Origin of the sequence: Pseudomonas sp. EpS/L25 (genome assembly GCF_001512295.1) — a bacterium.
Taxonomy (GTDB): domain Bacteria; phylum Pseudomonadota; class Gammaproteobacteria; order Pseudomonadales; family Pseudomonadaceae; genus Chryseomonas.
The window spans coordinates 51,237-64,474 of sequence record NZ_LNUP01000012.1; the positions used below are offsets into that span (position 1 = coordinate 51,237).

The 13,238-nt window shown below is 59.5% G+C and carries 8 protein-coding genes and 2 pseudogenes; 9 read left to right on the top strand and 1 reads right to left on the bottom strand.

Going from position 1 to position 13,238, the window contains the following annotated elements; translation table 11 throughout:
* The first annotated feature begins 54 nt into the window (after nt 1–54).
* The 5 genes and pseudogenes from AR540_RS13950 to AR540_RS13970 all read left to right on the top strand — a co-directional run.
* Nucleotides 55–1,644 carry a flavin monoamine oxidase family protein gene (locus tag AR540_RS13950; RefSeq protein WP_059229813.1) on the top strand — a complete coding sequence of 530 codons (1,590 nt, stop codon included), beginning with the start codon at nt 55–57 and terminating at the stop codon, nt 1,642–1,644.
* A gap of 173 nt (nt 1,645–1,817) precedes the next feature.
* Complete coding sequence (locus tag AR540_RS13955; protein WP_059229814.1) at nt 1,818–2,372, top strand: cytochrome b; 555 nt, start codon at nt 1,818–1,820, stop codon at nt 2,370–2,372.
* A 36-nt stretch (nt 2,373–2,408) separates the two neighbouring features.
* Nucleotides 2,409–2,987 carry a YceI family protein gene (locus AR540_RS13960; RefSeq protein WP_059229815.1) on the top strand — a complete coding sequence of 193 codons (579 nt, stop codon included), beginning with the start codon at nt 2,409–2,411 and terminating at the stop codon, nt 2,985–2,987.
* A 349-nt stretch (nt 2,988–3,336) separates the two neighbouring features.
* The gene (locus tag AR540_RS13965; protein WP_059229816.1) at nt 3,337–4,533 is read left to right on the top strand and encodes an efflux RND transporter periplasmic adaptor subunit; all 1,197 of its coding nucleotides are present in this window, start codon (nt 3,337–3,339) and stop codon (nt 4,531–4,533) included.
* Between the two features lie 12 nt (nt 4,534–4,545).
* Nucleotides 4,546–6,699 (top strand): annotated as a pseudogene (locus AR540_RS13970) (efflux RND transporter permease subunit); the annotation flags it as partial.
* On the opposite strand, the pseudogene AR540_RS24885 reads toward AR540_RS13970, so the two are convergent.
* Nucleotides 6,693–6,947 (bottom strand): annotated as a pseudogene (locus AR540_RS24885) (transposase); the annotation flags it as partial. The pseudogenes AR540_RS13970 and AR540_RS24885 overlap by 7 nt on opposite strands.
* Nucleotides 6,948–7,113: 166 nt before the next feature.
* Here AR540_RS24885 and AR540_RS25870 point away from each other — a divergent pair.
* The 4 genes from AR540_RS25870 to AR540_RS13985 form a co-directional block, all read left to right on the top strand.
* Nucleotides 7,114–7,320 (top strand): hypothetical protein, encoded by a 207-nt coding sequence (locus AR540_RS25870; RefSeq protein WP_201786119.1) that lies wholly within the window; start codon nt 7,114–7,116, stop codon nt 7,318–7,320.
* 628 nt (nt 7,321–7,948) lie between these two features.
* Nucleotides 7,949–8,179: a hypothetical protein gene (locus AR540_RS25420; RefSeq protein ID WP_153014245.1), complete on the top strand. Its 231-nt coding sequence runs from the start codon at nt 7,949–7,951 to the stop codon at nt 8,177–8,179.
* Nucleotides 8,180–9,877: 1,698 nt separating this feature from the next.
* Complete coding sequence (locus tag AR540_RS13980) at nt 9,878–11,071, top strand: efflux RND transporter periplasmic adaptor subunit (protein WP_059229817.1); 1,194 nt, start codon at nt 9,878–9,880, stop codon at nt 11,069–11,071.
* A 12-nt stretch (nt 11,072–11,083) separates the two neighbouring features.
* Nucleotides 11,084–13,238, top strand: a 2,155-nt coding sequence (locus AR540_RS13985) for an efflux RND transporter permease subunit (RefSeq protein ID WP_059229818.1), incomplete at its 3' end; no start/stop codon positions are given.

Sequence of the window (13,238 nt, forward strand, 5' to 3'; positions counted from 1 at the left end):
CCGCTCGCGTATGCTGCGCCACCGCCGTTTCCCGGTCCCAGGAGTCTAGAGAAGATGTCGTCGCGTTGGACAGGTTTTACCGTCTGCTTGGCAGCCGGCGTATTCGCCACCAGCCTGAGCGCAGGTGCTGCCGAGAAGGCGCACAAGGACGCCCACAAAGAGGTCCACAAGGCGCCGGAGAAAGCCGCCGCTGCTCCCGCCGCGCCCAGTGGTCCCTCGGCAATCGTGGTCGGCGCCGGCATGGCCGGCCTGGCCTCGGCCTATGAACTGCAGCAGGCCGGCTGGAACGTGACCCTGCTCGAGGCCGGCCCTCGCGTCGGCGGTCGCTCCGGCCTCGCCTCCAGCGAATGGATCGGCGACACCAAGGCCCAGCCGGTGCTCAACCACTACCTGGACACCTTCAAGCTCAAGACCGTGGACGCGCCGTCCTTCGTGCGCACCCCGGGCTATCTGATCGAAGGCCAGTACTATTCCCAGGACGACCTGGCGCAGAAGATGCCGGTCGTGGCCGATGCCCTCAAGCGTGTCGACAAGTCCCTGGACGACCTGGCCGCGGCCATCAGCGATCCGCTGCAGCCGACCGCCACCCCGACCCTGCATGCCCTCGACCAGATCAATGCCGCCACCTGGCTGGACAAGCAGAATCTGCCGCCGGTGGCCCGCCAACTGATCAACCAGCGCATCCGCGTCCGCTACGACGAGCCCTCGCGGCTGTCGCTGCTCTATCTGGCCCAGCAGACCCGCGTCTATCGCGGCGTCGACGACAAGGACCTGCGCGCCGCCCGCCTGCCCGGTGGCAGCGACGTCCTGGCCCAGGCCTTCGTCAAGCAGATCAGGACGATCAAGACAGACAGCAAGGTGTCGAGCATCGTCCAGGATCCGAGCGGCGTGACGGTCAAGGCCGGCGCCACCGGGTACAAGGCCGACTACGTGGTGATGGCGGTGCCGTTGCGCGCCCTCGGCCAGGTGCAGATGACCCCGGCGCTGGACGCCACCCAGCAGGCGGCGATCAAGGGCACCACCTACGGCTGGCGCGACCAGATCCTGCTCAAGTTCAGGACCCCGGTGTGGGACAGCAAGTCGCGCATGAGCGGCGAGATCTACAGCGACCAGGGCCTGGGCATGCTGTGGGTGGAGCCGGACGTGAAGGGCGGTGCCAACGTGCTGGTCAACCTGGCCGGCGACAGCGCGCGGCTGGTGCAGGCCTTCGGCGACAAGCAGATGGTCGACCAGGTGCTGATCCGCTTCCATGCCATCTATCCCAAGGCTCGGGGTGCCTTCTCCGGCTACGAAGTGCGCCGCTACAGCCGCGATCCGGGCGTGGGCGGCGCCTATCTGGCCTATGGCCCGGGCCAGATCACCCGCTACTGGCGGTTGTGGGAAAAGCCCACCGGCCGGGTGATCTTCGCCGGCGAGCACACCGATCCGCTGCATCCGGGTACCCTGGAAGGCGCCCTGGCCAGTGGGCAGCGCGCGGCGGGCCAGGTCCGCGATCTCAAGGCCGGCAAGGCCGTGGTCCCGGTGGTTGCCAGCGCCAAGGCACAGGCCGCCCCGGCTGCCGCACCCAAGCCCGCCGAAGCCGCGCCGGCCAAGGACGGCAGCGAGCACGGCTTCTTCTGGAAGCTGTTCCACTGGTCGTTCTGATCGCGACCTGAGCCCAGACGCTGCCCCAGCGCAGCGTCTGGTCCGGAGCGGACGGTGCTCTTTCGCATCCTCCGATCCATCGATTGCTTCGATATTGATTCGATACTTTTTCCGCTTTCCTTCGATACGTTTGCAGCTAGGCTTAGGCAAAGCTTTTTCAGGAGAGAAAAGCGATGCACTGGCGCAACGACGGCCTTCGCTACGGTATGGTCAGTCTGGTTCTGCATTGGGTCATGGCCCTGGCGATCATCGCCATGTTCGCCTCCGGCCTGTGGATGCGGACCCTGGACTACTACGACACCTGGTATCACACCGCCCCCGAACTGCATAAGAGCGCCGGCATACTGCTGTTGATCGCCCTGGTGCTGCGCCTGCTCTGGCGCCTGGTCAGTCCGCCGCCGCCGGTGGAGGGCAGCCCCCTGGTGCGCCGTGCCGCGGGTATCGGCCACTTCCTGCTCTATGGGCTGATGCTCACCGTCATGGTGGCCGGCTACCTGATCTCCACCGCCGATGGGGTGGCCATCGATGTGTTCGGCTGGTTCAAGGTCCCGGCGACCCTGAGCGGGCTGCCGGATCAGGCCGACACCGCTGGCAAGATCCACCTCTGGTTCGCCTGGACGCTGATCGTCCTCGCCGGTCTGCACGTGCTGGCCGCGCTCAAGCATCACTTCGTCGACCGCGATGGCACCCTGGTGCGCATGCTCGGCCGCGTACACAACCCTTCCTGACCCTCCGCTTTCAATAACCACATGGAGCTTCATCCAATGCTGAAGAAAACCTTCGCCGCCCTGGCCCTGGGCACCGCTCTGCTGGGCGCCGGCCAGGCCATGGCCGCCGACTACAAGATCGACAAGCAGGGCCAGCACGCCTTCATCCAGTTCCGGATCCAGCACCTGGGCTACAGCTGGCTGTACGGCACCTTCAAGGACTTCGACGGCAACTTCAGCTTCGATGCCAAGGATCCGTCCGCCGACAAGGTCAAGGTGACCATCAACACCGACAGCGTCGACACCAACCACGCCGAGCGTGACAAGCACCTGCGCAGCGCCGACTTCCTCAACGTCGCCGCCCATCCCCAGGCCAGCTTCGAGTCGACCAAGGTCACCCCCACCGGCGACGGCACTGCCGATGTCACCGGCAACCTGACCCTGAACGGCGTGACCAAGCCGATCACCATCAAGGCCCACTTCATGGGCGAGGGCAAGGATCCGTGGGGCGGCTACCGCGCCGGCTTCGAGGGCACTACCACCCTCAAGCTCAAGGACTTCAACATTCAGAAGGACCTCGGCCCGAAATCCCAGGAAGTGGAATTCATGCTGTCCTTCGAGGGCGTGCGCCAGTAACCGGCCGCCGTCAGGTTGTAACCAAAAATGCCGGACTCGTCCGGCATTTTTGTGAGCGGTCGCTTTTCCCGGCACCCTGACGGTTGAGCGGTTCGCACCTCAGAACTTGGGCCAGGTCCCATGGTCTGCTAGCCAGATCGGTCGTACGGGCCCATCCTTGCTGGATTCAGTCGTCCTCACGAGCAGTCGGACCGCCCTGGCGGGATACCCGAGTACAGCGCTTGGGTTATTTACAAACAGTCCTGAACGTAAGTATATTGGTCCGATAATAATTCCACGTTCGAGCCGGTGCGGATCCATACAAGGCGCGCTGCGCATGCTCATTCCCCCGCTTTCAAGGACTTCAGATATGCAGATCAAGCCGGCGCATGCCTTCTTCGCTCCCGCCCTGCTCGCCCTCGCCTTGGCACTGGGTGCCTGCGGCAAGCAGGACAGCAAGGACCAGCAGCAACAGCAGCAACAGAAACCTCCGGAAGTCGGCGTGGTGACCATCGAGCCGCGCACCGTGACCCTGACCGACGAGCTGCCCGGGCGCACGTCCGCCTTCCGCATCGCCGAGGTTCGGCCGCAGGTGAGCGGCATCCTGCTCAAGCGCAGTTTCACCGAAGGGGCCGACGTCAAGGCCGGCCAACAGCTCTATCAGATCGATCCGCGCACCTACGAAGCCAACGTCAATTCCGCCAAGGCCTCCCTGGCCCAGGCCCAGGCGACCCTGGCTTCCAACCGGCTCAAGGCGCAGCGCTATGGCGCCCTGGTCAAGGAGCAGGCGATCAGCAAGCAGGAAGCCGATGACGCCCTGTCCATGCAGCGGCAGAACGAAGCCCAGGTGGAATCGGCCAGGGCCGCCCTGCGCAACGCCGAGATCAACCTGGCCTACACCAAGGTCGCCGCGCCCATCTCCGGCCGCATCGGTCGCTCGATGATGACCGAAGGCGCCCTGGTCACCGCCGACCAGACCACCGCCCTGACCAGCATCACCCAGCTCGATCCCATCTATGTCGACGTGACCCAGTCCGCCACCGACCTGCTGCGCCTGCGCCGCGAACTGGATAGCGGCCAACTGCAGCGGGTGCAAGGCGAGAACGCCGCCGAGGTCAAGCTGATGCTGGAAGACGGCAGCGCCTACAGCCGTCCCGGCAAGCTCAAGTTCGCCGAAGTTTCGGTGGACCAGGGCACCGGCTCGGTGACCATCCGCGCCGAATTCCCCAACCCCGACAAGCTGCTGCTGCCCGGCATGTTCGTGCGTGCCCAGTTGCAATCGGGAGTGCGCCAGAATGCCATCCTGGTACCTCAGCAAGGGGTGACACGTGATCAGAAGGGCAAGCCCACCGCCATGGTGGTGAATGGGGAAGGCAAGGTCGAGCTGCGCGAGTTGGTGACCGAGCGGGCCTTGGGTGCCGACTGGTTGGTATCCAAAGGCATCAAGGCGGGTGACAAGGTCATCACCGAAGGCCTGCAGAAGGTCAAACCCGGCGCCAGTGTCACTGCCAAGCCTGCCGGCAACGTCGCCTCCGCCGAGCAGCAGCCGGCTGGTCAGGGCCAATAAAGGGAGCGCCCGATGTCAAAGTTCTTCATCGACCGGCCCATCTTCGCCTGGGTAATCGCCCTGGTGATGATGCTCGCCGGCATCCTGGCGATCGTCAATCTGCCGATCAACCAGTACCCGAACATCGCCGCTCCGGCGGTTTCGATCCAGGTGACCTATCCTGGCGCCTCGGCGCAGACGGTGCAGGACACCGTGGTCCAGGTCATCGAGCAACAGATGAACGGGATCGACAACCTCAGGTACATCTCCTCGGAGTCCAACTCCGACGGCAGCATGACCATCATCGTGACCTTCAATCAGGGTACCAACTCGGACATCGCGCAGGTCCAGGTGCAGAACAAGCTGCAACTGGCGACGCCCTTGCTGCCGCAGGAAGTGCAGCAACAGGGTATCCGCGTCGCCAAGTACCAGCGCAACTTCATGATGGTGGTGGGCCTGGTCTCCAAGGACGGCTCCCTGACCAAGGACGACCTGTCCAACTACATCGTCTCCAACATGCAGGATCCCATTGCGCGGACCAGCGGTGTCGGCGACTTCCAGGTATTCGGTTCGCAGTACGCCATGCGTATCTGGCTGGATCCGGACAAGCTGTTCAAGTATCAGCTGACCCCGGTCGATGTCAGCAATGCGGTCAGCAGCCAGAACGTGCAGATCGCCTCGGGTCAGCTCGGTGGCCTGCCGGCGGTCAAGGGCCAGCAGCTCAACGCCACCATCATCGGCAAGACCCGCCTGACCTCGGCCGAGGAATTCGGCAAGATCTTCCTCAAGGTGGATCAGAGCGGTGCCCAGGTTCGGTTGCGTGACGTCGCGCGGATCGAACTGGGTGGCGAGAACTCGTCCATCGATGCCCAGTTCAACGGCAAGCCGGCTTCGGGTATGGCCCTGCGTCTGGCCACCGGGGCCAATGCCCTGGACACCGCCAAGGCGGTCCGCGCCACTATCGACCGCCTCAAACCGTTCATGCCCGAAGGCATGGACGTGGTCTATCCCTATGACACTACGCCGGTAGTGACCGCGTCCATTCACGAGGTGGTCAAGACCCTGGGTGAGGCGATCCTGCTGGTGTTCCTGGTGATGTTCCTGTTCCTGCAGAACTTCCGGGCCACCCTGATTCCGACCATGGCCGTACCGGTAGTCCTGCTGGGTACCTTCGCGGTGCTGCTGGCCGCCGGTTTCACCATCAACATCCTGACCATGTTCGGCATGGTGCTGGCCATCGGCCTGCTGGTGGACGATGCCATCGTGGTGGTGGAAAACGTCGAGCGGGTGATGGCCGAGGAGGGGCTCTCGCCCAAGGAAGCGACCCGTAAGTCGATGGAGCAGATCCAGGGCGCCCTGGTGGGTATCGCTCTGGTGCTGTCGGCGGTGTTCGTGCCCATGGCCTTCTTCGGTGGCTCCACCGGGGTGATCTATCGCCAGTTTTCCATCACCATCGTCACTTCCATGGCGTTGTCGGTGCTGGTGGCTCTGGTCTTCACGCCCGCGCTGTGCGCCAGCATGCTCAAGCCGGTCAAGCAGGGGCACCACGAGAAGCGCGGTTTCTTCGGCTGGTTCAACCGCAAGTTCGAGAGTGGCCAGCACCGTTACGAGCGTAGCGTCGCCGCGGTGATCCGCCACAAGATCCCGTTCCTGCTGGTCTATGTGGTCATCGTCGCCGGCATGGCTTTCCTGTTCACGCGCATTCCGTCGTCCTTCCTGCCCGAAGAGGACCAGGGCATCCTGTTCGGCCAGGTCACGACACCGCCCGGGTCGTCCGCCGAGCGCACCCAGCAGGTGCTCGATTCCATGCGCGAGCAGATGATGAAGAACGAGCCAGCCGTAGGTTCGATGTTCACCGTCAACGGCTTCAACTTCGCAGGTCGCGGTCAGAGTTCGGGCTTGGCGTTCATCCAGTTGAAACCCTGGGATCAGCGGCCTGATGCCCATGACGCCGCCGGTGCGGTTGCCGGACGCGCCATGGGCTATCTCTCGCAGATCCGGGATGCCATCGTCTTCGTGGTGGTACCGCCCGCGGTACTGGAGCTGGGTAACGCCACTGGTTTCGACTTCTATCTGCAGGACAACGGCGGCATTGGCCACGAGGCGCTCATGGCCGCGCGCAATCAGTTGCTCGGCATGGCTGCGCAGAATCCCAAGCTGATGCAGACCCGGCCCAATGGTCTCAACGGTAGGCGCTCGAGAACTCGATCAAAGGTGCCGTCATCTCGCCAGTCACGAAACCGCTGATACACCGTCGACCAGGGGCCGAACCGCTCTGGCAGGTCGCGCCAGGCAGCACCTGAACACAGGATCCAGAAGATGCCATTGAGCATCAGCCGGTCATCACTGCGTGGCCGCCCCCTCTTCTGCTCAGGCGAAACAACATCTGCAATCAGCTCCCACGCTTCATCCGGGAGTTCGTAACGCTTTGCCATGCGGCCCTCCAGCCCCTCATGGTGCCAATTCTACTCGCTCGGATTTTTCGTACAGAGCCTAGGGAACTCGTTCCGTACCAACCCCTTCTGGAGCACATGCGCGCATCGAATGGCGTGCATCGGCTGCGACTTTAATCTGCCTAAAGCCAGCGCGAAGGGGAAAGACTTGGAAAGCAAAGCCTCGATCCGTCGATACCTGGAAGAGGTGCCGCTCACGACCGATGAGCGATCTATCGTCGAGGGCAATCAAGTCAAGGTTGAACGCTTTATCCATAAACTGCAGGAAATGTCGACGGCGGAGGAGAATTCTGTAGAGATGACAGAAACTCCAATCCTGGATATTGCGACATTGAACTCCTTGCTTCTCTTGTGAGGAGATTTGCCTATCCTCTCTGATCGTCGACAACCAGTCTGCCTATCTGGGATTTAATAGTAAAACAATTCAGGTCGAGTTCCATGCGGAAGATGTCTGTCCGTGGACTACGTACTGACTTTCTTCCGAAAGAATTTTCTAATTTTGCGGTAAAGATTATTGGTGTAATAGTTCGTGGTGGCTCTTTTTATTGTAGGCTATCTGCAGCTGAATTACAGTGGGATGAGACGACATCCGGCAGGTGATCAGTCTCATGCTTTACTTAAGTTGATTAAGTTGAGGGTTCTCTTGGTTGCTGAGATAATTTGTACCTTGTATGGCATCAAGAGCTATTCAGGGATAGCGTTCAGGTAGAAATATGTGGGGGCAATGTGAAGCGTTATGAAGCTGTTATTTTCATGGGAGCTGGAACTAGTGTGGTCAGTTTGACCTGTGGCTATCCAGGATGGGCAATGGTAGGGGGTGCAGTAAGCCTGTTGGCAGCGCTTCTTCGGCCACCGCGTCGTTGGCCCCAAGAGCGAAGTAATAGTAACGAGATTATAGAACGGGTCTTGGCTCGTCAGGCGATAGAGGAAAACGGTAAGAAAGAGATCTCAAGCGCTAACAAAGAACTGGAGGGGTAAGTGCAATGCAGGATTTGGTTGCTGAGTTTTGTGGGTCACCGTTGATTGGGAAAAAAATCAACGCAACATTGGAGCACTATGTTCATCAGATGAAAGATGCTGAAAGTATTGACGTTCTTGAATCGGGCTGGCGCCGCGCTCGATATTATATGTCGGCATTAAAGGATGCGGAAGCGTTGCCATTAAGTGTTCTGAGGCGAATTTATAGTTCGTTAGATAATGTATATAAAATTTGAATTGGTGCCTTGGTTCAGCAGGATTGCAAAAATTAAGTGTTATTTTATTAAAATTCAAGAGTAATATTTTTTAATTTTGATTATGCTGTTTTGTTTCTGATTATGTGTCTAGGGATGGCTATAGAGATTTTGGTTTTAAGTGTGTGGATGAATTGATGTCAATCCTGTGTGCTTAATTAGATTAAATAAAATTGTGTGAAAACATTATTTGGATAAGGCCTGATTGATATTGTCAAATATGAAAATCGCAATAGTTTAGTTTGAGCATGAGCTGTCTGAGTCATGACTTTTCCAGATTGTGTACGTCTTCGTCGGACGGCTACTAGCTAGGAATAACGGGTGCTTCCTACCTTTCTGATGAGAATATCTGACTCAGGAAACACCTGAGATAGAGCATTTGGAGGTTGAAGGGTAGGCGTGGCAGGTGGTATAAGCAGGTGAGCCAAACCAGAGTATGCTCATGGGCTGCTGACGATGATACGTTCCTGAAAGAAAACTATTCGGTCATAAGGTGCGATATTTTGTGCCGTTGAGCTTGGACTTACTGGAGCTGCTGGTAGGGCTCGCTGCAGACGTCTGGGGATTCGGGAAGGGCAAGGTATTGCCGTTCAGCAGTGAAGAGGACTACTACATTCGTCTTGACTACGGAAACCGAAGGGTTTTGGATCTTGTTATTATCTATTTGGCTCGCACCAAGAGCTCAATACGGCAGCGTGCAAAGGTTTTAGGTGCGGTGACGTCGCGGCGATGATCAATGCGTATTGATTAGCTTTCTGACAGCGCTACCTGCGCGGAGAATGTCATGAACGGCAAATTTCCTAACATGCCGGCCGTAGACAACACAGCTTTTGATAATAATACCGAGCAGCTCGCCATTCTTTCGCGTGCTACTCTACGAGTTGTCTGTGAGTTATGTGATTGAGCCATAATGAACGATCATGCATGCCCAACCGGCATGGAAATTCTCGCACTTGCCGAAATGCGAAAACAGTGTCGAGCATCCATAAACAATGTCCATCCTTCCCGCGGTCCTTTATCCGAGGAAGAGTCTGCGTTACTGGCTTTGCTGAATGACGCTTAAGAAAGTACCTGCATATCCTGAGCGGGACCATGCGTGCGCTTTTGGGGATGAGAACGTCTTCTTGCCTGAATCCTCGGTTAGTGCTCGATTCGCAAGCTATGTGGTGCATATTGGTTAAGCGAGTGATTAGGATTTTCAGCATATGGTCGTTCAAGGGGGTATCTGGATGCGGTATCTGGACGCGGTATCAGGAGTTGGAAGGTATGGTCGGGAAATTTTTGCAACGTTAATTATGGCTTTGCATGAAGGGTATAAATTGCGTTTCGCAGAGTTACATCTAAGCAAGTTCGCATAGGTCAGGTTGTTAATGGCCAGCTTCGCATGGATCGTTTCACTTTTTAGGGGTGGCGGAGTTGTAGTTTTACTCCTTGGTATGAAAACACTCTTTAGTATCTATGCTAATACTGAGATGAGCTTTATAAAATTCTACCATCCGCTTGTGCAGGAAGTCGTACAGCATCAATAGAAAATAACGACGCTTGGCGTTTGGGAGTGTGCAATTGTGCCCGCAAGGTCATAAGTTTGGCTGCTTCGCCAATGCTTCCTACGGTCTAGTGCCTAAGTCGTGTATCCACGACCGGCGATGGTAATCCCTCTAGCGTCTAAGGACTTTTGATATGCAGATCAAGCCGGCGCATGCCTTTTTCGCCCCCGCTCTGCTGGCCGTGGCCCTGGCCCTGGGGGCCTGCGGCAAGCAGGACAACAAGGACCAGCAGCAACAACAGCAGAAGCCTGCGGAAGTCGGGGTGGTGACGGTGGAACCCCGCACCGTGACCCTGACCGACGAACTGCCCGGGCGTACCTCCGCCTTCCGTATCGCCGAGGTGCGGCCCCAGGTGAGCGGCATCCTGCTCAAGCGCTCCTTCACCGAAGGTGCCGACGTGAAGGCCGGCCAGCAGTTGTATCAGATCGATCCGCGGACCTACGAAGCCAACGTCAATTCCGCCAAGGCCTCGCTGGCCCAGGCCCAGGCGACCCTGGCGTCGAACCGGCTCAAGGCCCAGCGCTATGGCGCCCTGGTCAAGGAACAGGCGATCAGCAAGCAGGAAGCCGATGACGCCCTGTCCATGCAGCGGCAGAACGAAGCCCAGGTGGAATCGGCCAGGGCCGCCCTGCGCAACGCCGAGATCAACCTGGCCTACACCAAGGTCGCCGCGCCCATCTCCGGCCGCATCGGTCGCTCGATGATGACCGAAGGCGCCCTGGTCACCGCCGACCAGACCACCGCCCTGACCAGCATCACCCAGCTCGATCCCATCTATGTCGACGTGACCCAGTCCGCCACCGATCTGCTGCGCCTGCGCCGCGAGCTGGACAGCGGTCAGCTGCAGAAGGTGCAGGGCGAGAACGCCGCCGAGGTCAAGCTGATGCTGGAAGACGGCAGTGCCTACAGTCGTCCCGGCAAGCTCAAGTTCGCCGAGGTTTCGGTGGACCAGGGCACCGGCTCGGTGACCATCCGCGCCGAATTCCCCAACCCCGATAAGCTGCTGCTACCCGGCATGTTCGTGCGTGCCCAGTTGCAATCGGGAGTGCGCCAGAATGCCATCCTGGTACCTCAGCAAGGGGTGACGCGTGATCAGAAGGGCAAGCCCACCGCCATGGTGGTGAATGGGGAAGGCAAGGTCGAGCTGCGCGAGTTGGTGACCGAGCGGGCCTTGGGTGCCGACTGGTTGGTATCCAAAGGCATCAAGGCGGGTGACAAGGTCATCACCGAAGGCCTGCAGAAGGTCAAACCCGGCGCCAGTGTCACTGCCAAGCCTGCCGGCAACGTCGCCTCCGCCGAGCAGCAGCCGGCTGGTCAGGGCCAATAAAGGGAGCGCCCGATGTCAAAGTTCTTCATCGACCGGCCCATCTTCGCCTGGGTAATCGCCCTGGTGATGATGCTCGCCGGCATCCTGGCGATCGTCAATCTGCCGATCAACCAGTACCCGAACATCGCCGCTCCGGCGGTTTCGATCCAGGTGACCTATCCTGGCGCCTCGGCGCAGACGGTGCAGGACACCGTGGTCCAGGTCATCGAGCAGCAGATGAACGGGATCGACAACCTCAGGTACATCTCCTCGGAGTCCGACTCCGACGGCAGCATGACCATCATCGTGACCTTCAACCAGGGCACCAACTCCGACATCGCCCAGGTCCAGGTGCAGAACAAGCTACAGCTGGCGACGCCCTTGCTGCCACAGGAAGTGCAGCAACAGGGCATGCGTGTCGCCAAGTACCAGCGCAACTTCATGATGATCGTCGGTCTTGTATCTAAAGATGGATCCGCAAATGCGGAGGATCTATCTAACTATATTGTTTCGAATCTACAAGACCCCATCGCGCGGACCAGCGGTGTGGGTGACTTCCAGGTGTTCGGTGCCCAGTACGCCATGCGTATCTGGCTGGATCCGCAGAAGCTGCTGAAGTACCAGCTCACACCGATCGACGTCAGCAGCGCCATCCAGAGCCAGAACGTGCAGATCGCTTCCGGTCAGCTCGGCGGCCTGCCGGCGGTGCCGGGGCAGCAGCTCAACGCCACCATCATCGGCAAGACCCGCCTGACCAGCGTGGAGGAATTCGGCAAGATATTCCTTAAGGTGGATCAGAGCGGTGCCCAGGTTCGGTTGCGTGACGTGGCGCGGGTAGAACTGGGGGGGGAGAACTATTCTACTTTCGCGCAGTTTGACGGTAAGCCTGCCTCAGGCATGGCCTTGCGTCTGGCCACGGGGGCCAACGCCCTGGATACCGCCAAGGCGGTACGTGCCACTATCGATCACCTCAAGCCCTTCCTGCCTCAGGGCATGGAAGTAATTTATCCTTACGACACCACTCCGGTGGTGACCGCGTCCATTCACGAGGTGGTCAAGACCCTGGGCGAGGCGATCCTGCTGGTGTTCCTGGTGATGTTCCTGTTCCTGCAGAACTTCCGGGCCACCCTGATTCCCACCATCGCCGTGCCCGTGGTGCTCTTGGGCACCTTCGCCGTGCTGCTAGCCGCCGGGTTCACTATCAACATCCTGACCATGTTCGGCATGGTGCTGGCCATCGGCTTGCTGGTGGACGACGCCATCGTGGTGGTGGAAAACGTCGAGCGGGTGATGGCCGAGGAGGGGCTCTCGCCCAAGGAAGCGACCCGTAAGTCCATGGGTCAGATCCAGGGCGCCCTGGTGGGTATCGCTTTGGTGCTGTCGGCGGTGTTCGTGCCCATGGCCTTCTTTGGTGGCTCCACCGGGGTGATCTATCGCCAGTTCTCCATCACCATCGTCTCCTCGATGGTGCTCTCGGTGCTGGTGGCCCTGGTCTTCACGCCCGCGCTGTGCGCCAGCATCCTCAAGCCGGTCAAGCAGGGGCACCACGAGAAGCGCGGCTTCTTCGGCTGGTTCAACCGCAAGTTCGAGAGTGGCCAGCACCGTTACGAGCGCAGCGTCGCCGCGGTGATCCGCCACAAGATCCCGTTCCTGCTGGTCTATGTGGTCATCGTGGCCGGCATGGCGTTCTTGTTCACGCGCATTCCCTCGTCCTTCCTGCCGGAAGAGGATCAGGGTGTGATCTTCGCCCAGGTCACCACGCCGCCAGGCTCCAGTGCCGAGCGGACGCAGAAGGTCCTCGATACCATGCGCGAGCAGATGATGAAGAATGAACCAGGCATCAAGGCCATGTTCACCGTCAATGGCTTCAATTTCGCCGGACGTGGTCAAAGCTCAGGTCTGGGTTTCATTCAGCTCAAGTCTTGGGAAGAGCGGCCTAATGACAAAGATAGCGCTGGAGCCATCGCCGGCCGAGCTATGGGTTACCTATCTCACGTTAAGGATGCGGTCATTTTCGCTGTCGTGCCGCCTGCCGTAATGGAACTCGGTAACGCCACCGGCTTCGACTTCTATCTGCAGGACAACGGCGGCATTGGCCACGAGGCGCTCATGGCCGCGCGCAATCAGTTGCTCGGCATGGCTGCGCAGAATCCCAAGCTGATGCAGACCCGGCCCAATGGTCTCAACG

Bases quoted from the DNA above. Each gene is read 5' to 3' on its own strand.
- AR540_RS25420 (WP_153014245.1), top strand. From the start codon at position 7,949: ATGCAGGATTTGGTTGCTGAGTTTTGTGGGTCACCGTTGATTGGGAAA.
- AR540_RS13980 (WP_059229817.1), top strand. From the start codon at position 9,878: ATGCAGATCAAGCCGGCGCATGCCTTTTTCGCCCCCGCTCTGCTGGCC.
- AR540_RS13950 (WP_059229813.1), top strand. From the start codon at position 55: ATGTCGTCGCGTTGGACAGGTTTTACCGTCTGCTTGGCAGCCGGCGTA.
- AR540_RS13955 (WP_059229814.1), top strand. From the start codon at position 1,818: ATGCACTGGCGCAACGACGGCCTTCGCTACGGTATGGTCAGTCTGGTT.
- AR540_RS13960 (WP_059229815.1), top strand. From the start codon at position 2,409: ATGCTGAAGAAAACCTTCGCCGCCCTGGCCCTGGGCACCGCTCTGCTG.
- AR540_RS13965 (WP_059229816.1), top strand. From the start codon at position 3,337: ATGCAGATCAAGCCGGCGCATGCCTTCTTCGCTCCCGCCCTGCTCGCC.